Annotated in this window: 13 protein-coding genes and 3 pseudogenes; 13 read left to right on the top strand and 3 right to left on the bottom strand. The window is 71.0% G+C overall.

Annotation, left to right across the window (positions count from 1 at the left end):
- Positions 1 to 53 precede the first annotated feature (53 nt).
- Positions 54 to 1,382, top strand: a complete 1,329-nt coding sequence (locus tag ACQ86L_RS04470; protein WP_434318841.1) for a class II 3-deoxy-7-phosphoheptulonate synthase — start codon at positions 54 to 56, stop codon at positions 1,380 to 1,382.
- 90 nt (positions 1,383 to 1,472) lie between these two features.
- On the opposite strand, the pseudogene pknB reads toward ACQ86L_RS04470, so the two are convergent.
- Positions 1,473 to 3,382: pseudogene (pknB, locus tag ACQ86L_RS04465) on the bottom strand (Stk1 family PASTA domain-containing Ser/Thr kinase).
- A gap of 97 nt (positions 3,383 to 3,479) precedes the next feature.
- A pseudogene (locus tag ACQ86L_RS04460) lies at positions 3,480 to 4,552 on the bottom strand (LysM peptidoglycan-binding domain-containing protein).
- Between the two features lie 182 nt (positions 4,553 to 4,734).
- Between ACQ86L_RS04460 and ACQ86L_RS04455 the strand changes: the two are divergent.
- Positions 4,735 to 5,076 (top strand): Rv2175c family DNA-binding protein, encoded by a 342-nt coding sequence (locus ACQ86L_RS04455; RefSeq protein WP_434317843.1) that lies wholly within the window; start codon positions 4,735 to 4,737, stop codon positions 5,074 to 5,076.
- Between the two features lie 12 nt (positions 5,077 to 5,088).
- On the opposite strand, the gene ACQ86L_RS04450 is transcribed toward ACQ86L_RS04455, so the two are convergent.
- A complete protein-coding gene (locus ACQ86L_RS04450) occupies positions 5,089 to 6,210 on the bottom strand; it encodes a polyprenyl synthetase family protein (protein ID WP_434317842.1) in 1,122 nt (373 codons plus the stop codon).
- A 78-nt stretch (positions 6,211 to 6,288) separates the two neighbouring features.
- On the opposite strand from ACQ86L_RS04450, the gene ACQ86L_RS04445 reads away from it, so the two are divergent.
- The 11 genes and pseudogenes from ACQ86L_RS04445 (at position 6,289) to ACQ86L_RS04395 (ending at position 18,870) form a co-directional block, all read left to right on the top strand.
- On the top strand, positions 6,289 to 6,669 hold the full coding sequence (locus ACQ86L_RS04445; protein WP_179605608.1) for a DUF3040 domain-containing protein: 381 nt from the start codon (positions 6,289 to 6,291) through the stop codon (positions 6,667 to 6,669).
- A 250-nt stretch (positions 6,670 to 6,919) separates the two neighbouring features.
- Positions 6,920 to 7,351: a division/cell wall cluster transcriptional repressor MraZ gene (gene mraZ, locus ACQ86L_RS04440; protein ID WP_434318840.1), complete on the top strand. Its 432-nt coding sequence runs from the start codon at positions 6,920 to 6,922 to the stop codon at positions 7,349 to 7,351.
- A gap of 106 nt (positions 7,352 to 7,457) precedes the next feature.
- A complete protein-coding gene (rsmH, locus tag ACQ86L_RS04435; RefSeq protein ID WP_434317841.1) occupies positions 7,458 to 8,408 on the top strand; it encodes a 16S rRNA (cytosine(1402)-N(4))-methyltransferase RsmH in 951 nt (316 codons plus the stop codon).
- Positions 8,405 to 9,136, top strand: coding sequence for a hypothetical protein (locus ACQ86L_RS04430; protein ID WP_434317840.1), 732 nt, complete (start codon positions 8,405 to 8,407; stop codon positions 9,134 to 9,136). Before rsmH ends, ACQ86L_RS04430 begins: the two co-directional genes overlap by 4 nt.
- 25 nt (positions 9,137 to 9,161) lie before the next feature.
- Positions 9,162 to 10,904 (top strand): peptidoglycan D,D-transpeptidase FtsI family protein, encoded by a 1,743-nt coding sequence (locus tag ACQ86L_RS04425; RefSeq protein WP_434317839.1) that lies wholly within the window; start codon positions 9,162 to 9,164, stop codon positions 10,902 to 10,904.
- Positions 10,905 to 10,972: 68 nt separating this feature from the next.
- Positions 10,973 to 12,517: a Mur ligase family protein gene (locus ACQ86L_RS04420; protein WP_434317838.1), complete on the top strand. Its 1,545-nt coding sequence runs from the start codon at positions 10,973 to 10,975 to the stop codon at positions 12,515 to 12,517.
- A pseudogene (locus tag ACQ86L_RS04415) lies at positions 12,517 to 13,949 on the top strand (UDP-N-acetylmuramoyl-tripeptide--D-alanyl-D-alanine ligase). The gene ACQ86L_RS04420 and the pseudogene ACQ86L_RS04415 overlap by 1 nt, the downstream one beginning before the upstream one ends.
- Positions 13,946 to 15,058 carry a phospho-N-acetylmuramoyl-pentapeptide-transferase gene (mraY, locus tag ACQ86L_RS04410; protein ID WP_434317837.1) on the top strand — a complete coding sequence of 371 codons (1,113 nt, stop codon included), beginning with the start codon at positions 13,946 to 13,948 and terminating at the stop codon, positions 15,056 to 15,058. The pseudogene ACQ86L_RS04415 and the gene mraY overlap by 4 nt, the downstream one beginning before the upstream one ends.
- A complete protein-coding gene (gene murD, locus ACQ86L_RS04405; RefSeq protein ID WP_434317836.1) occupies positions 15,055 to 16,587 on the top strand; it encodes a UDP-N-acetylmuramoyl-L-alanine--D-glutamate ligase in 1,533 nt (510 codons plus the stop codon). Before mraY ends, murD begins: the two co-directional genes overlap by 4 nt.
- Positions 16,550 to 17,797: a putative lipid II flippase FtsW gene (gene ftsW / locus ACQ86L_RS04400; RefSeq protein ID WP_434317835.1), complete on the top strand. Its 1,248-nt coding sequence runs from the start codon at positions 16,550 to 16,552 to the stop codon at positions 17,795 to 17,797. Before murD ends, ftsW begins: the two co-directional genes overlap by 38 nt.
- Positions 17,794 to 18,870 carry a UDP-N-acetylglucosamine--N-acetylmuramyl-(pentapeptide) pyrophosphoryl-undecaprenol N-acetylglucosamine transferase gene (locus tag ACQ86L_RS04395; RefSeq protein WP_434317834.1) on the top strand — a complete coding sequence of 359 codons (1,077 nt, stop codon included), beginning with the start codon at positions 17,794 to 17,796 and terminating at the stop codon, positions 18,868 to 18,870. Before ftsW ends, ACQ86L_RS04395 begins: the two co-directional genes overlap by 4 nt.
- The last annotated feature ends 55 nt before the right edge of the window (positions 18,871 to 18,925 follow it).

The raw sequence follows: 18,925 nt of genomic DNA, 5'->3' as shown, positions 1-18,925 counted from the left end.
GAAACAGAACAGTGCTGCAGACCACAGATCCCGTCGTGAAAGCTGACGACTCCGTGATCGAGGGCCTGGACTATTGGCGCACGCTCCCGATCAAGCAGCAGCCGCAGTGGCCGGACGCGGAGGCCGCAGCGGCGGCGTCGGCCGAGATCGCGACCCTGCCCCCGCTGGTGTTCGCCGGCGAGGTGGACCAGCTCCGCACCCGGCTCGCCCGCGCGGCCGAGGGCAAGGCGTTCCTGCTCCAGGGCGGCGACTGCGCCGAGACCTTCGCCGGGGCGACCGCCGATCAGATCCGCAACCGCGTCAAGACGGTGCTGCAGATGGCCGTCGTGCTGACCTACGGCGCGTCCGTCCCCGTCATCAAGATGGGCCGGATGGCCGGGCAGTTCGCCAAGCCGCGCTCCAGCGACACCGAGACCCGCGGCGACGTGACCCTGCCGGCCTACCGCGGCGACATCGTCAACGGCTACGACTTCACGCCGGAGTCGCGCGCGGCCGACCCGCGCCGGCTGATCCAGGGCTACCACACGGCGGCTTCCACGCTGAACCTGATCCGCGCTTTCACCCAGGGTGGCTTCGCCGACCTGCGCGAGGTGCACAGCTGGAACAGGGGCTTCGCCGCGAACCCGGCCAACCAGCGCTACGAGGGCCTCGCCCGTGAGATCGACCGCGCCATCAAGTTCATGGAGGCCGCGGGCGCGGACTTCGACGAGCTGACCCGCGTGGAGTTCTACAGCAGCCACGAAGGGCTGCTCATGGACTACGAGCGCCCGATGACCCGCATCGACTCGCGCACCGGCACGCCGTACAACACGTCGGCGCACTTCGTCTGGATCGGCGAGCGTACCCGCGACCTCGACGGCGCGCACGTCGACTTCCTGTCGCGCGTCCGCAATCCGATCGGCGTCAAGCTCGGCCCGACGACCACGCCGGAGACGATGCTGGAGCTCATCGAGAAGCTCGACCCGAACCGCGAGCCGGGCCGCCTGACGTTCATCACGCGGATGGGCGCCGGCAAGATCCGCGACGCCCTGCCGCCGCTGCTGGAGGCCGTCAAGCGCTCCGACGCCAACCCGCTGTGGGTCACCGACCCGATGCACGGCAACGGCCTGACGACGCCGAACGGCTACAAGACGCGCCGCTTCGACGACGTGGTGGACGAGGTCAAAGGCTTCTTCGAGGCGCACCGCGCTGCGGGCACGCACCCGGGCGGCATCCACGTGGAGCTCACCGGCGACGACGTCACCGAGTGCCTGGGCGGATCGGAGCACATCGACGAGGAGACCCTCGCCACCCGCTACGAGTCGCTGTGCGACCCGCGTCTGAACCACATGCAGTCCCTCGAGCTCGCCTTCCTGGTCGCCGAAGAGCTCAGCCAGGGCTGACCGCCCCGCACGCCCCGCACGCTCCGCCGAGGGGCACGTTAACGCCCCTAAAACCCGGTTTTAGGGGCGTTAACGTGCCCCTCGATGGGTTCAGCCGAAGATCGGCTTGAAGGTGACGGTGATCGTGGAGCTCTTGTCCACAGCGGTGCCCGGTGCGGGACTGACGGTCGCCACGACCGCGAGCACGGGTAGGGCGTCCGCGGTGTGGTCGTACTTGATGTTCTGGAAGCCCGCCGCCTGCAGCGCCGCCTTCGCCTTGTCCCAGGTCTGGCCGACCACGTCGGGCACCGGCACCGGGGCGGGCCCGCGGGAGGTCTCCAGCGCGAGCGTGTCGCCCGGGCGCACCGGCTGGCTCTGCGCCTGGGCCGAGATGACGTCGTCCTTGTCGATCGTGTCGCTGTAGCTCTGCGGCCCGGCGGTGGCGTGCAGGCCGACCTTCTCGAGCGCGGACGTCGCGGACGAGACCGACTTGCCCGAGACGTCCGGGATCGGCCCGACCGACACGACGAGGTTGACCGCGGCCGCCTGGAAGTAGCCGCCGCCCCCGGAGATGTCGCTGCCGTCGGACGCACGGGTCGCCGAGATGACCGTGTTCGCCGGGACCTTGGCGTCGAACTGCTGCGCGACGTCGCCGACCTTCGCCCCGGTCCCCGTGATCGCGGACTTCGCCGCGTCGACGCTCGCGCCGGCGAGGGCGGGGATGGTCACCGGCTTCGGGCCCTTGGAGACGCGGAGCGTGATGGTGCTGCCGCGGTTCGCCGACGCCCCGGCCTTCGGGTCGGTGCTCGACACCTGCCCGGTGGGGACCGTGATGCTGTACTCCTGCGTCTGAACGGTCTTGAAGCCCAGGTTCGTCAGCGTCGTGGCCGCCGCGGCGGGCGGCTGCGAGACGACGTTCGGCACCGTCACGAACGAGCCGGGGCCCGAGCCGAAGTACCAGCCCGTCCCGCCGGCGACCGCTGCCAGCACGAGCACCAGGGCGAACAGCCACCAGCCCTTGCCGCGGCGGCGCTTAGCGGCCTGGGTCAGCGTGTCCGTCGCGGTCGGTGTGCTCGACGCGACCTGCTGGCGGATGGCGGGGTTGATGATCTGGGTGTCGCCGTCGGCCATCTCGAAGGCGGGGGACAGCACCATGGTGGGCTGCATCACGACGTCGCCGCGGATCGACTTCTCGGCCTCCCGGAGCCGGTCGAGCATCTCGCGGGCGTCGGTCGGCCGGCGGTCCGGATCCTTCTCGGTCGCCCACAGCACGAGCTCGTCCAGCTCCGGCGGGACGGCCGGGTTGGCGCTGCTCGGTGCCGGGACGGCGTCGTTCGCGTGCTGGTATGCGATCTGCATCGGCTGCTCGCCGTGGAACGGCTGCGTGCCGGTGAGCATCTCGTACATCATGATGCCGAGCGCGTAGATGTCGCTGCGTGCGTCGGCGACGCCGCGGGTGACGAGCTCGGGGAGAGGTAGGCGATCGTGCCGAGCAGGGCCTGCCCGGTCGCCGTGTTGGCGCTCGCGGCGCGCGCGAGGCCGAAGTCGCCGATCTTGATCCGCCCGTCGTCGGCGAGGAGGACGTTCTCCGGCTTGAGGTCGCGGTGCACGATCCCGGCCTTGTGGGCGGCGGCGAGGCCGCTGAGCACGGCCTCCATGATGTCGATGGTCTGCTCGGGCGTCAGCTTGCCGTAGTCCTTGAGCAAGTCGCGCAGCGTGATGCCCGGCAGGTACTCCATGACCAGGTACGCCATGTCGGAGTCCTGGCCCTGGTCGAAGACGTTGACCACGTTCGGGTGGGCGAGCCGGGCGGCGGAGCGGGCCTCCTGCACGAAGCGGCTCTTGAAGGTGTTGTCGTCGGCCAGGTGGCCGTGCATGACCTTGATCGCGACGCGTCGTTCCAGCCGCAGATCGGTGGCGAGGTAGACCGTCGCCATGCCGCCCCGGGCGATCCGCGAGCGCACCTGATAGCGGCCGTCGATAAGACGGCCGATCATCGGGTCGGTCTGGCTCGTGGTCACGGATCGAGTCTAGGGAACAGGGCGGCCGTGAATCCTGCAAAACACCGGTGTGCGCCGGGCCTGTGACCCGGCTGTGACCTTCGCGCGGCGCGCGGCGTCAGCCGAGCTGGGCCAGCCACGCGCGCGCCGACGTCTCCCACTTGGCGTAGGCGGTCGGGAAGGCCGAGAGCTGCACGGCCTGGGCGGCCTGCGAGACGGTCATCGACGACCAGCCGGGGATGTCGAGGAGGCCGCGCGTGCGGCCCTTGTTGGGGTTGCTCGCCCCGCCGTAGAAGGCCAGGGTCGCGCGGGTCGGGTCGAGCACCTGGGCGGGCGTGCCCCAGCCGGTGCTCGGCCGCTGCTGGAACAGGCCGAGGGAGTCGCGGTCGCCGTAGCGTACGTTCTTGAGTCCGGACTCCTGGGCCGCCGCCGCCAGGGCGATGACGATGCCCTGCGCTGGGACGCCCTCCTGGTGGCCTATGCGGATGATCAGCTGCGCGTTCACCCGCATCTCGTCGCTGAGCGCGACGACTTGGCCCGGCTGGATGACCGGGGACGGCGCGGGAGCCGGCGCGGTCACGACCGGGGCGCTGACGACAGGGGCCGGCGCCGCGATGGGTGTGTTCACCGCCGCCGTGGTCATGCCGGGGATGGCGAGCTTCTGGCCCGGGTAGATGATGCTCGCGCCGCTCAGCCCGTTCGCGGCGAGGACGGCGGAGGTGCGGAGGCCGAACTTGGCCGCGATGCCGCTGATGGTGTCGCCGCGCGTGACGGTGTAGGCCGTCCCGGACGGCGCGGGGGCCGCTGCCGGAGCAGGCGCGGCCGGGGCGGGCGCTGCCGGCTTCGGCGCGCCGCTCAGCGCGAGCACCTGGCCGGGGAAGATCAGGCTCTTCCAGCTCAGCCCGTTGAGCGCGAGCACGGCGGCGGTGGACATGCCGAAGCGGGCGGCGATCCCGGAGACGGTGTCGCCGGTCTGCACCCGGTAGCCGGCGGGGGCGGCCGCGACCTCGACCTGGCCGGGGAGGCCGTGACGGCCTCCTGCGCTGCGGCGGCGCGGATGGTGTCCGTCCCCGGCGCCCGGTTCTCCGGCGCACGGTCGCGCACCTCGCCGGTGGCGGCCTGCGCGGGGGCGAGCAGATTCAGCGTCACCGCGATGGATCCGGCGATCGCGATCGGCACCGTGCCCAGCATCCGCCGGTTGGTGCTCTCGCTCAGAGACATGGTCGACCCCCTCATGAGTGACAAAGCCGTTGCCCACGGTGACACACTGTGAGTAAGGAGTCAACCAACGTGGCTGCTGTGACAACAGTTAACACAACTGTAACATTCGCTGGATCACGTGATGGGCCGCCGGACGTGGCACGCTTGTCTCTGTGAACGAGCAGGTCCAGGCCACCGAGTGGCTCACCATCCCCGACCTCGTGGAGCAGCTGGGACTCGGCGTCAGCCGTGTCCGCCGCCTCATCGAGGACCGTCATCTCGCCGCGAAGCGCATCGACGGCGTTCTCAAGGTCCCCGCCCTCTTCCTCCGGGACGGCGAGCCGCTCGGCGAGCTGCACGGCACGCTCATCGTGCTCGCGGACAACGGCTTCGACGACGACGAGGCCGTGGACTGGCTGCTCGCCGACGAGGAGAGCCTCGGCACGGCCCCCATCGAGGCGCTCCGCGCCGGCCGCAAAGCCGAGGTGCGCCGCGTGGCCCAGGCGCTGGCCTGATCGGACTCCCGGTCAGGACGCCCGGCGGGTGACCGTCACAGCGAGCTCGCGCAGCTGGGCTCGCGCCGCCGGGCCGATCGGCGCCTCGTCGAGGGCCTCGATCGCGCTCGCGACGTTGTCCGCGATCATCCGCTCCACCTTCTCGACGGCGCCGGAGTCCCGGATCGTCATCTGGAGGGTCTGGATCTGCTGCGGCGTCAGGTCGGGGTCGCCGAGGAGCTCGTCCAGGGTCGCCCGCGCGCCGGCGGGGACGGCCTGCCGGGTGAGCGCGATGAGGACGGTGCGCTTGCCCTCGCGCAGGTCATCGCCGCTCGGCTTGCCGGTGACCTCCGTGTCGCCGAAGACGCCGAGCAGGTCGTCGCGGAGCTGGTACGCGATGCCGAGCGGGAGGCCGAAGCGGCGGAGCGCGTCGAGCTGGCCGACCGTCGCGCCGGCGAGACTGGCGCCGATCAGCAGCGGCGACTCGATGGAGTACTTGGCCGACTTGTAGACGATGACGCGCTCGGCCCTGGCGAGCTGGTCGGCGTCCGGGCGCCCGGCCCAGCCGATCTCCTCGAAGATGTCGAGGTACTGGCCGGCGGTGACGTCGAGGCGCATCCGGTTGAACTCGGCCCGCGCCGACCGCCGCGCCGACGCGCTCACGGTCTGGGTCAGGCCCTCGTCGAAGAGCTCGTCGCTGAGGATGAGGAGGTAGTCGCCGAGCAGCGTCGCCGCCCCCGTGCCGAACGTCGCGCCGGAGCCGTGCCAGCCCTCCTGGTCGTGCAGCCGCTCGAAGCGGCGGTGCGCCGAGGGTGCGCCACGACGGGTGTCGGAGTTGTCGATGAGGTCGTCGTGCACGAGTGCTGCGGCGTGGAACAGCTCCAGCGCCGAGGCGACGGAGACGACCGCGTCGAGCGGGCCGCCCGCGGTCACAGCGGCGGCGTCGCCCGGCTCATCGGCCGCCGTGCGCACCGCCTGCCAGCCCCAGAAGCAGAACAGCGCCCGGAAACGCTTCCCGCCGCTGAGAAAATCCCTCGAAAAAGCCGCGATCGGGGCGAGTTCGTCGGCGATGGAGACGAGAATGGATGCACGCGTATCGAAGAATCCATCGATTCTTGACTGGATGAGGTCGACGAACCGGATGCTTTCTGACACACGTATAGCCTAGTCAGAGTGGTGCGGCTACAATCAGCCACACAACGCCTAGAACCCGCTAGAAAGAGGGGGATCCGGATGCCGCTTTCAGAACATGAGCAGCGCCTCCTCGAAGAGATGGAACGCAGTCTCTACCAGAACGACGCGGACTTCGTCGCAAAGGTCGGGGGCAAGCGGGCCCGCCCCGCGTACCGGTCGATCGTGCTCGGAATCCTCGTCGCCGTCATCGGCGTTGCGGTCCTCGTGACCGGCGTCTTCGTCCAGCTCCCCATCGTCGGGATCCTCGGATTCGTGGTGATGTTCGGCGGCGTGCTCCTTGCCATCGCGCCGGGCAAGCGCGTGGCGATCGATCCAGACGCAGCGGCCGCCGGCTCGTCCGGCAAGCCGACCCGTGGCCAGCCCGGCTTCATGGACCGCATGAACGACCGCTGGGACAAGCGCCAGGACGGGCAGCAGTAGCCCCTCCACCGCACTCCACTGACGCACCCGCCTTTCGGGCCGATCTTCGGATCGGCCCTTTTCGTGCGCGCGGCGCTCCCCGGGAGTGCTCTCACCCTCCATTTCCCTCCACCGCGTTCTTCCGCGTGATTCCGGGGCCGAAACACCCCTAAACGGGGCAAAATTCCCGATGGTGCTGATTTTGTGGATGAGAGTGGAGTAAAGTGGAGGCACACCGCAACCGTGGCCGGGAGAGTGGGGGGTGGCACCGATGTTCCTCGGCACCTATGCCCCCAAGCTCGACGACAAGGGGCGCATCATCCTGCCGGCCAAATTCCGGGATGAGCTCGCGTCGGGACTCGTCCTGACCCGTGGTCAGGAGCACTGCGTCTACGTCTTCTCGCAGCGCGAGTTCGAATCGCTGCACGAGAAGATCCGGCAGGCGCCGGTGACCAGCAAGCAGGCCCGCGACTACCTGCGCGTCTTCCTCTCGGGGGCGAGCGCGGAGGTCCCGGACAAGCAGAACCGGGTTACCGTCCCGACCGCGTTGCGGTCGTATGCGGGTCTCGACAGGGACCTGGTCGTGATCGGCGCGGGCAGCCGCGCCGAGATCTGGGACGCGGAGGCGTGGGAGACGTACCTCGCCGAGCAGGAGGCGGCATTCGCGAACACGGAGGAGGAGGTGATCCCGGGACTGTTCTAGCGCCTGGCGCCGGACTCCCAGCCATACGCCCTGACACCACTTCCCCGGTGGCAGGTCGGAATGGATGGGGATCCGGAATCAGGAGCCGATCCTCCCGGGTGCGGACATGACAGACGACATCCACACCCCCGTCCTCCTCGAACGCTGCATCGAGCTGCTCGGCCCCGCCCTCCAGGAGCCGGGCGCCGTCTTCGTGGACGCGACCCTCGGCATGGGCGGCCACTCGGCCGGCGTGCTGGAGCGCTTCCCCGGCGTCACCCTCGTCGGCCTCGACCGCGACCAGGAGGCGCTGGCCATCGCCGGCGAGCGGCTGGCGCGCTTCGGCGACCGCGTCCACCTGGTGCACACCGTCTACGACGGCATCCGCGAGGCGCTCGACGGGCTCGGCATCGACCGCGTCGACGGCGTGCTGTTCGACCTCGGCGTGTCCTCGCTGCAGCTCGACCGCGTGGAGCGCGGCTTCTCGTACTCCAAGGACGCGCCGCTCGACATGCGCATGGACGGCACGAGCGACCTCACCGCCGAGGTCGTGCTCGCCACCTACTCCGAGGCGGACCTGCGCCGCATCTTCCGCGACTACGGCGAGGAGAAGCTCGCCGCCCGCTACGCCCGCAGCATCGTGGAGGAGCGGCAGAACGCGCCGATCGTCCGCTCCGGCCAGCTCGTCGACATCCTGCAGAAGGCCACGCCCGCCGCGGTGGCGCGGCAGGGGCATCCGGCCAAGCGCGTCTTCCAGGCGCTGCGCATCGAGGTGAACCAGGAGCTGGCCGTGCTGGAGCGCGCCATCCCGGCCGCAATCGACGCGCTGGCGGTCGGCGGCCGCATCGTCGTGGAGTCGTACCAGTCGCTGGAGGACCGCATCGTCAAGCGCGAGCTGCAGACGCGGTCGCGCTCCAGCGCACCGGCGGGGCTGCCCGTCGAGCTGCCGGAGCACAAGCCCCAGCTGAAGCTGCTGATCCGGGGCGCGGAGCTGGCGGACGACGAGGAGAAGGCCGCGAACCCGAGGGCCACCCCGGTGCGCCTGCGCGCGGCCGAACGAGTGAGGAGGGACTCGTGAGCAACACCGCATTCACGCGAACCGGGGGGACCGGAGCGACCGGCGTCCGCAGACGTCCGACGATGACCTGGCACGTCCCGGCGTCCACGGCGGCGACCGCGCCCGTGCTGGACGCGCCCTCGCCGCTCCTCGACCGGCCGGAGCAGCCGGCGCGCGAGCGCCGCTCCCACCTCGAAGTGGTGTCGACCCGCAGCCAGCGCCGCGCGCGTCCGCGCACCGTCTACGCGGTCACCGCGGTGTCCTCTCTGCTCGTGATCGTGGTCGCGCAGCTGCTGCTCAGCATCGGCGTCTCCCAGGGCGCCTACCAGCTCAGCTCGCTGCAGACCCAGCAGACGCAGCTCCAGCGCAGCTACCAGGCCGCGTCGGAGGACCTCAACCGGCTGACCTCCCCGCAGAACCTCGCCGCCAACGCCAACGCGCTCGGCATGGTGAGCAACAGCAACCCCGCCTACCTGCGCCTCTCCGACGGCGCGGTGCTCGGCGCGCCCCTCGCGGCGACCGGTGCGGCCGGCACCGTGACGGGAGGCCAGGGCAACCTGGTCCCGAACTCGCTGCTCAACGGCGTGCCGCTCGCGGCGGCGCCCGGGGTGACCGTGACCGGCGCTCCCGCGGCGGCCGCGCCCGCGGCAAAAGCTGGGAGTTCCGCAAGCGCAGGTGCGGCGTCCGCGACTCCGGCGAAGCCGTCCGTACCGTTGCAGGGAGCGTTGCCGACACCGGTGACGCACTGACGACGCGACGGGACGGACGCGGGGCGTGATCAACAGGAAGATGCTGCGGAGGCGGACGGCCCTCACCGTCGTGGCGGTCGCCGCCTTCGTCGCCATCCTCGGCGGCAAGCTGGTCGACATCCAGGTGGTCCGCGCCGACGCCCTGCAGAAGGCGTCGGTCAACGCCAAGGAGGACTCCAACACCCTCTACGGCAACCGCGGCGACATCGTCGACGCGAGCGGCAAGATCCTGGCGACCACGATCTACACCTACACTGCGCAGGCCTCGCCGTCCGACGCGATCGCCGGAGGCCGCGACAAGATGGTGGAGGCCGCCGCGAAGATCGGCGCGATCACGGGCCAGGGCGGCGACGCGGTGGTGAAGCTGTTCGACGACGCGCTGAAGGCGAACCCTAAGTCCAAGTACGTGCTGATCAAGTCGGGCATGGACGTGACCACCTTCGACAAGCTCGACAAGCTGCCCTACCCGTGGCTCACCTTCGACAAGTCGCAGGCGCGCAGCTACCCGAACGGCGCCGTCGCCGGCAACCTGATCGGCTACGTCTCGCAGGGCGGCAACGGCGGCCTGGAGGAGAGCGAGAACGGCTGCCTGGCCGGCAAGAACGGCCTGGAGACCTACCAGCGGGGCGCGGACGGGGTCGCCATCCCCGGCAGCACGGTCGTGCAGCAGAAGGCGAAGGACGGCGGCACTCTGGAGCTCACGGTCGACAGCGACCTGCAGTGGTTCGCCGAGCAGACGCTGGCCCAGCAGGTCACGGCGACCGGGTCGAAGTTCGGCTTCGTGACCGTGGCGGAGGCGAAGACCGGCAAGATCAAGGCGATCGCCCAGTGGCCCGCTCTCGACCCCAACAACATCGACGCCACCGACCCGTCGTACTGGCGCCTCCAGTCGCTCACCGACCCCCGCGAGCCCGGCTCGACCTTCAAGGCTCTCACCGCCGCCATGCTCATCGACCAGGGCAAGGCGACGCCGGCCAGCCAGGTGCTCGCGCCCTACGAGTGGAAGTCGGGCAACGGCGCCGACCTGCACGACTCGGGCTACCACGAACCCGAGCGGCTGACCCTCACCGGCGTGCTGATGAACTCGTCCAACACCGGCATGTCGCAGCTCGGCCGCGCGCTCACCGACCAGACCCGGTACGACTACCTCAAGAAGTTCGGGATCGGCGACGACACCGGCCTGCCGTATCCCGGCCAGTCCTCCGGCATCCTGAACCCGGTCAAGGACTGGGACGACCAGACCAAGTACGCGACCATGTTCGGCCAGGGCGTCTCGACCACCCAGCTCCAGATGGTGAGCGCCTACCAGGCGCTGGCCAACGGCGGCACGCGCATCCCGCTGACGATGGTCGAGGGCTGCAAGCAGGCCGACGGCACCGTCACCGACGCCCCGAAGCCGACCCCGGTGAAGGTCGTCTCGCCCGACGCGGCCGGCACGACGCTCGGGATGCTGGAGTCGGTCACCACGCAGGGCGAGCTCGCGAAGCAGCTCAGGATCCCCGGCTACAACGTCGCCGCGAAGACCGGTACGGCCCAGCAGCCGGACGGCAAGGGCGGCTATCTGCCGTCCTACTACGTGTCGGTGATGGGGGTCGCCCCGGTGGACGATCCGCAGTACGTCGTTTCGGTCAACCTCGGGTTCCCGACTACCATTACTTCGTCGGCTGCCGCCGCTCCGCTGTTCCACACGATCATGAGCCAGGTGCTGAAGACCTACCGGGTGAAGCCCTCGACGTCGAGCCCGGCAGACTACCCGCCCTACTACTGAACCCCGACCGAGACGCCGTCGCCTGAGACCGTCTCCGACACCAGAACCCCCAAGTGAAAGTGAGCCCCGTGACAGGACCGGCGCCCTCCTCCCTGCGCCCCGAGCATCCCGTCGCCCGCCCGCTCGCTCAGCTGGTCGCGGAGTTCGGGCTGGATGTCCGGGGAGACCTCGACGCCGTCGAGGTGACCGGAGCAGCCCTCGCGAGCTCGGCGGTCGAGCCGGGCGACCTGTACGTCGGCGTGCCGGGCAAGAACGCGCACGGCGCGAGCTACGCCGCCGCCGCGGTCGAGGCGGGCGCCGTCGCGGTCCTGACCGACGCGGCGGGCGCGGAGCTCGCGGCCGACGCGGGCGTCCCCGTCATCGTGACGCCCGATCCGCGTGCCGCCCTCGGCGCCGTTGCCGCGTGGATCTACCGCACCGACGAGAACTCGGCCACGCTGTTCGGCGTCACCGGCACCAACGGCAAGACCAGCGTCGTCTACCTGCTCTACGGCATCCTGGGCCAGCTCGGCGTGGTCGCCGGCCTGTCCTCGACCGCTGAGCGCCGCATCGGCGAGCACGCGATCACCAGCAAGCTGACCACTCCGGAGGCCAGCGAACTGCACGCGCTGCTGGCCCGGATGCGCGAGGAGGGCGTCCGCGCGGTCGCGGTCGAGGTCTCCGCGCAGGCGCTCAGCCGGCACCGCGTCGACGGCATCGAGTTCGACGTCGTCGGCTTCACCAACCTGAGCCACGACCACCTCGACGACTACGCGGCGATGGACGACTACTTCGCGGCCAAGCTGGAGCTCTTCCAGCCCGACCGCGCCCGCCGCGGCGTCGTCACGGTGGACTCCGAGTGGGGCCGCGCGCTGGTCGAGCAGTCCCGCATCCCGGTCTCCACGCTCGCGAGCGTGCCGGGCGTCGACGCCGACTGGACGCTGACTGTGATCGAGGAGACCATCGCCGAGACGGTCTTCGAGCTCGCCGGCCCGGACGGCCGCCGCCTGGAGACCAGCGTGCCGCTGCTCGGCGCGTACAACGCCGCCAACGCGGCGCTCGCGATCGTCATGCTGGTGGAGTCCGGCTACGACCTCGACGCCATCGGCGCGGCGCTGGAGCGCGACGGCGGGATCGACGCCTACGTCCCCGGCCGCACCGAGCGGCTCTCCGGCGACCGCGGCCCGGTCGTCCTCATCGACTACGGGCACACGCCCGACGCCTTCCTGTCGCTGCTCGGCGCGCTGCGCCGGGTGACCGACGGCCGGATCGTCATGGTCTTCGGCGCCGACGGCGACCGCGACACCACCAAGCGCGCCGACATGGGCGCGATCGCCGCGCGCGGAGCCGACGCCGTGGTCATCACCGACTTCCACCCGCGCTCGGAGGACCCGGCCCTGATCCGCGCCGCGCTGCTCGACGGCGCCCGCGCCGCCGTGCCCGACGCCGAGCTGTACGAGGTGGCCGACCCCCGCGCCGCCTTCCGCACGGCGCTCTCGCTCGCCGGCGACGGCGACGTGGTGCTCTACGCCGGCCCGGGCCACGAGGACTACCAGGAGGTCGCCGGCCAGCGCCTCCCGTACTCCGCCCGCGACGACGCACGGCTCGCGCTCCGAGAGGCCGGGTGGCTCTGATGATCGCCCTCACCCTCGCCGAGGTCGCTGCCGCCACCCGCGGCACCCTTCTCCTCGACGGCACCGGCGCCACCCCGGAGACCGTCGTCACGGGGCTCTCCACCACCGACTCCCGGGAGGTCGTGCCCGGCACTCTCTTCTTCGCCAAGCCCGGCGAGGTGACCGACGGCCACCTCTTCGCCCCGCAGGCCGTCGAGTCCGGCGCGGCCCTCCTGGTCGTCGACCACGCCCTCGACCTGCCGGTCCCGCAGCTCCTCGTGGAAGACACCGTCGTGGCGCTCGGCGACCTCGCCACCGAGGTGATCGCCCGCGTCCGCGCGCTCGGCACGCTGAAGATCGTCGGCGTCACCGGCTCCAACGGCAAGACGACCACCAAGAACCTGCTGCGCGCCATCCTGGAGCAGCTCGGCCCGACCATCGCCCCGCGCGCGTCGTTCAACAACGAGGTCGGCGCGCCGGTCACGATGCTGGAGGTCACAGAGGAGACGCAGTACCTCGTCGCCGAGATGGGCGCGAGCGGCATCGGCGAGATCGCCCGGCTGGTCCGGATGGCCCGGCCGGACATCGGCATCGTCCTCAAGGTGGGCCTCGCGCACGCCGGCGAGTTCGGCGGCATCGAGAAGACCCTGGCCGCCAAGACCGAGATGGTGAGCGACCTCCTGGAGTCCGACGTCGCCGTGCTCAACCTGGACGACCCGCGCGTCGCCTCGATGGCGGACAAGACGCCGGCCCGCGTCCTGTGGTTCGGCCTGGACGACCGCGCGGCCGTGCGGGCGACCGACGTGCGCTCGACCGCGCGCGGCACGTCGTTCGTGCTGCACCTCCCGCCGGTCGACGGCGGCGAGGGCGCGGGGGAGTCGCGTCCCGTGCAGTTCCGCGTGCTCGGCGAGCACCACGTCATGAACGCGCTGGCCGCCGCGGCCGCCGCGCACACCCTCGGCGTCGACATCGACACGATCGTCAGCGCCCTGGAGACCGTCCAGCGCGCCGAGCGCTGGCGGATGGAGGTCATGGGCGGCGCCCGCGGCGTCACCGTCATCAACGACGCGTACAACGCGAGCCCGGACTCCATGGCCGCCGCCATCAAGACGCTGGCCCAGATCGCCGAGCCGGGGAGCGCACCGTCGCCGTCCTCGGCGAGATGAGCGAGCTGGGCGAGTTCTCCGGCGAGGAGCACGACCGGATCGGCCTGCTCGCCGTCCGGCTGGGCATCGACCAGCTCGTCATCGTCGGTCCGTCCGCGCGGCGCATGCACATCACCGCCATCAACGAGGGCTCGTGGGACGGGGAGTCGCTGTACTTCGAGACCCAGGACGCGGCGTTCGACCACCTCAGCGGGGCGCTCCGCTCCGGGGACACGGTGCTCGTCAAGTCCTCCAACTCGGCGGGGCTGCGCTTCCTCGGCGACCGACTGGGAGAATTCTTCTCGTGAGAGCCCTTCTGACCTCCGGCGCGCTGGCGATGGCGTTCACGCTGTTCCTGACGCCGCTCTTCATCCGGCTCTTCCGGCGGCTCCAGTGGGGCCAGTTCATCCGCGACGACGGACCGCAGAGCCACCACGCCAAGCGCGGAACGGCCACGATGGGCGGCATCGTCGTCATCCTCGGCACGCTGTTCGGCTACTTCACCGCGCTGCTGCTGACGGGCGACGAGACGAGCGTGTCCGCCCTCCTGGTGCTGTTCCTGATGGTGGGCCTCGGCGTGGTCGGGTTCGTGGACGACTTCCTCAAGACCCGGCGCGAGCGCAGCCTCGGCCTGACCGGCTGGGCGAAGGTCGCCGGACAGGTGATCGTGGCGACGGTCTGGGCGTTCCTCGCGATCCGGTTCCCGGACGGGCGCGGCTACACGCCCGCGACGATGAGCGTCTCGTTCATCCGCGATCTGCCCATCGACTTCGGCGCGATCACCAAGTTCGGCGCGATCGGCGTGCTGGTCGGGTACGGCCTCTACCTGATCTGGATCAACTTCCTCGTCGCGGCGACCTCCAACGGCGTGAACGTGACCGACGGCCTGGACGGCCTGGCGTCCGGCGCGAGCATCCTCGCCATCGGCGCGTATATCATCATCGGGTTCTGGCAGTCGATCCAGTCCTGCGCGAGCCCCAATCTCAATCCCGAGAACCTCGCCAAGTGCTACGACGTGCGCGATCCGTTCGACCTGGCGATCGTCGCGACGGCGATCGTGGGCGCCGTGGTCGGGTTCCTCTGGTGGAACACCTCGCCCGCGCAGATCTTCCTCGGCGACACCGGCTCGCTCGCGCTCGGCGGCGCGGTCGCGGCGCTCGCCATCCTCAGCCGCACCGAGCTGCTGCTCATCCTCATCGGCGGCCTGTTCGTGATCGAGGCCGGCTCGGTGATCGTCCAACGGGCGTACTTCAAGGTCACGCGCGGCAGGCGCATCTTCCTGATGAGCCCGATCCACCATCACTTCGAGCTGAAAGGCTGGGCGGAGGTGACGGTCGTGGTCCGGTTCTGGATCATCGGCGGCCTCCTCGTCGCGGCCGGCGTCGGGTCGTTCTACCTCGAATGGCTCGCAACGTGACCGAGTCGCGCGAGCGCCTGGAGGCGCTCACCAGCTGGCATCACGACTGGTCGGGCCTGCGGGTCGCCGTCTTCGGCCTCGGCGTCACCGGCTTCTCGGTCGCCGACACGCTGGCGGAGCTGGGGGCGGAGGTGCTGGTCGTCGCCTCCCGCGCCGACGCCGAGCGCGCCATGCTGCTGGAGGTCATCGGAGCCGAGCTGCTGGAGGAGCCGGACCTCAGCACGCCGCCCGCGCGGCTCGTGGAGTTCGACCCGGAGCTCGTCGTCGTCTCGCCCGGCTTCCACTGGGACCACCCGCTGCTGCTCTGGGCCGACCGGAGCGATCTCACGGTCTGGGGCGACATCGAGCTGGCCTGGCGGCTGCGCGACAAGGTCGGCGAGCCCGCGGACTGGATCTGCGTGACCGGCACCAACGGCAAGACCACGACCGTCCAGCTCACCGCGACCATGCTGCTCGCCGGCGGCTCCCGCGTCGCGCCGTGCGGCAACATCGGCGTGCCGGTGCTCGACGCCATCCGCGACCCGCAGGGCTTCGACGTGCTCGTCGTGGAGCTGTCGAGCTACCAGCTGCACTGGGTCAACCGGAACCGCGGCGGGGAGCTCTCGCCGTACTCCGCCGCCTGCCTGAACATCGCCGACGACCACCTCGACTGGCACGGCTCGCTGGAGGCGTACATCGCGGCCAAGGCCAAGGTCTACGACAACACCCAGGTCGCCTGCGTGTACAACCGCGCCGACCAGAACACCCTGCGGATGGTCGAGGAGGCCGAGGTGGTCGAGGGCGCCCGCGCCATCGGCTTCGGCCTCGACATCCCGGGCCCGAGCGACTTCGGCATCGTGGACGGCATCCTCTGCGACCGCGCCTTCCTGGAGGACCGCCGCAACAGCGCCATCGAGCTGACCACCCTCGACGAGCTCGCGGAGGCCGGCCTCGCCGCCCCGCACGTCGTGGCCAACATCCTCGCCGCCAGCGCCCTCGCCCGCTCGTACGGCGTCGAGCCGCAGGTCATCCGCGACGTGCTCACCGCGTTCCGCCTCGACGCCCACCGCATCGAGCTGGTGCGGGTGGAGGCCGGCGTGAGCTGGGTGGACGACTCCAAGGCCACGAACCCGCACGCCGCCGACGCGTCGCTGCGGGCGTACCCGTCCGTCGTCTGGGTGGTCGGCGGCCTGCTCAAGGGCGTCGACGTCGACCAGCTCGTGGCCGCGCACGCGACCCGGCTTCGCGGCGCCGTGCTGATCGGGGTCGACCGCGGCGCCCTGCTGGCCGCATTCGAGCGACACGCCCCCGGGCTGCCGGTGCTGGAGGTGGAGGCCGACGAGACTGAGGGGGTCATGCCGCTGGCGGTTCGGCTGGCCGGCGGTCTCGCCCGCGAGGGGGACACCGTCCTGCTCGCACCGGCGGCGGCGTCGATGGACCAATTCGCCGACTACGCCGAGCGCGGGCGCCTCTTCCAGGCGGCCGTCAACGAGTTCTTTGGAGGTGAGGCGGATGACGACGAGCCCGCCTCGCGTCCGCCGGGGGCCTGACCCGCACGACCAGCCGGAGCAGTCCGGGCAGTCCGCTGACTCCCGCGGCTTCTCCACCCGCATCTCGCTCGGCCGGGCGATGAACAGCGAGTCCTCCGACTACTTCTTGCTGCTCGGCATCACGCTCTTCATGGTCGTGTTCGGGCTCGTCATGGTGCTCTCGTCGTCCGCGGTCGAGTCGCACAACGACACCGACAACTTCTTCTCGCGGTTCTGGTCGCAGGGCATGTACGCCCTCATCGGCCTCCCGCTGATGTTCATCGTCTCGCGCATCCCGATGACCTTCTGGAAGCGCTCGATCTGGTTCATCCTCGGCGCGGCGTGCTTCCTGCAGTTCCTGGTGCTGGTGACACCGCTCGGCGTGGAGATCGGCGGCAACCGCAACTGGATCCGCATCGGCGGGTTCGTCGGCCAGCCGTCGGAGGCGATCAAGATCGCGCTCGTCATCTGGCTGGGCGTCGTCCTGGCCCGCAAGCAGGACCTCCTGGACGACTGGCGGCACGTCGCGCTGCCGGTGCTCCCGATCGCGGGCGGCGCCATCGGCGTCGTCGTGCTCGGCGGCGACCTCGGCACGACCATCGTCATGTCGGCGTTCGTCCTCGGCGGCCTCTACTTCGCCGGCGTGCGCCTGCGCTACCTGTTCACCGGCCTCGTCGGGGTCGCGATCGTCGCGGTCGTCGTGGCGATGTCCAGCGCCAGCCGGATGGGACGCATCGCCGCGCTCTTCGGCGGCACCAGCGCCGCGAACCCTGACGTCAACTGGCAGATCGACAACGGCTTCTACGCCCTCGCCTCCGGCGGCGTGTTCGGCGTGGGCCTCGGCAACTCGCACTCGAAGTGGTCGTGGCTGCCCGCCGCCGACACCGACTTCATCTTCGCGATCATCGGCGAGGAGCTCGGCCTGATCGGCGCGATCGTGGTGCTGCTGCTGTTCGTGATGCTCGCGATCGTCTTCCTGCGGATCATCCACGCGTCCACCGACACCTTCCCGCGCGTCACGACCGCGGCGATCATGGTGTGGCTGATCTTCCAGGCATTCGTGAACATCGCCGTCGTGCTCGGCGTCATCCCGGTGCTCGGGGTGCCGCTCCCACTGATCTCTGCGGGAGGGACTGCGATGATCAGTTCCATGATCGCAATCGGCATCGTGATGTCCTTCGCCCGCCAGAACGCCCGCGACGCCCGTCGCGCCACGGGCAGCGCCCTGTGAGCCGTTACCTCCTGGCCGGTGGTGGGACCGCCGGCCACGTCAATCCGCTGCTCGCCGTCGCCGACCGCCTGCGCCGCGACGACCCGTCCGCGGAGGTCGTAGTCCTCGGCACGAAGGAGGGGCTGGAGGCGCGGCTCGTCCCGGCCCGCGGCTACGAGCTCGCGACCATCCCCAAGCTGCCGTTCCCGCGCCGCCCGAACGGCGCGGCACTGCGCTTCCCCGGGGAGTACCGGCGCGCGGTCCGCTCCGTCACCGACCTGATCCGCGAGCGCGGCATCGACGTCGTGGTGGGCTTCGGCGGCTACGCGGCCGCGCCCGCGTACTCGGCCGCCCGCAGCGCGCACATCCCGTACGCGCTGCACGAGGCGAACGCCCGGCCGGGGCTCGCCAACAGGCTCGGCGCCCGGTCCACCCCGTGGGTCGGCGTCGCGTTCGAGGGGACGCCGCTGCGGCACTCCCGGTTCGTCGGGATGCCGCTGCGCCGCGAGATCGAGGAGCTCGACAGGGAGGCCGCCCGCCCGGCCGCCCTCGCCGAGTTCGGGCTCTCCGCCGACCGCCCGACCCTCCTGGTCACGGGAGGCTCGCTCGGCGCGCGCCGGCTGAACGGCACCATCGCCGACCGCGCCGCGCAGCTCACCGCCGCCGGCTGGCAGGTGCTGCACATCCAGGGCGGCCGGGGCGAGCTGACCGATCCCGGCGTGGAGCACTACCGGCTGCTCGACTACTGCGACCGGATGGACCTCGCCTTCGCGCTGACCGACTTCGCCGTCGCGCGCGCGGGCGCAGCGACGGTCTGCGAGTTCGCCGCCCTCGGCATCCCGGCCGTCTACGTGCCCTTCCCGATCGGCAACGGCGAGCAGCGCTTCAACGCGGCGGGCGTCGTGGAGGCCGGCGGCGGCATCCTGGTGGACGACGCGGACTTCCTGCCCACCTGGGTCGACGCGAGCCTGCTCCCGCTGCTCGCCGACCGCCCGGCGGTGGCCGAGATGGCCCGCAAGGCCGCGATCACGGGGGTGCGCGACGGCTCCGACCGCATGGTCGCCCTGATCCGGAGCGCCCTGACCGGATCCTGAGGTTCGCCGCGTAGCCTGTAACCTGTCAACTCGACTCGTGGACCGAAAGCAGCAC

This window comes from Leifsonia sp. P73, assembly GCF_051059105.1.
GTDB lineage: Bacteria > Actinomycetota > Actinomycetes > Actinomycetales > Microbacteriaceae > Leifsonia.
This window is presented reverse-complemented; position numbering and strand designations above follow the sequence as displayed.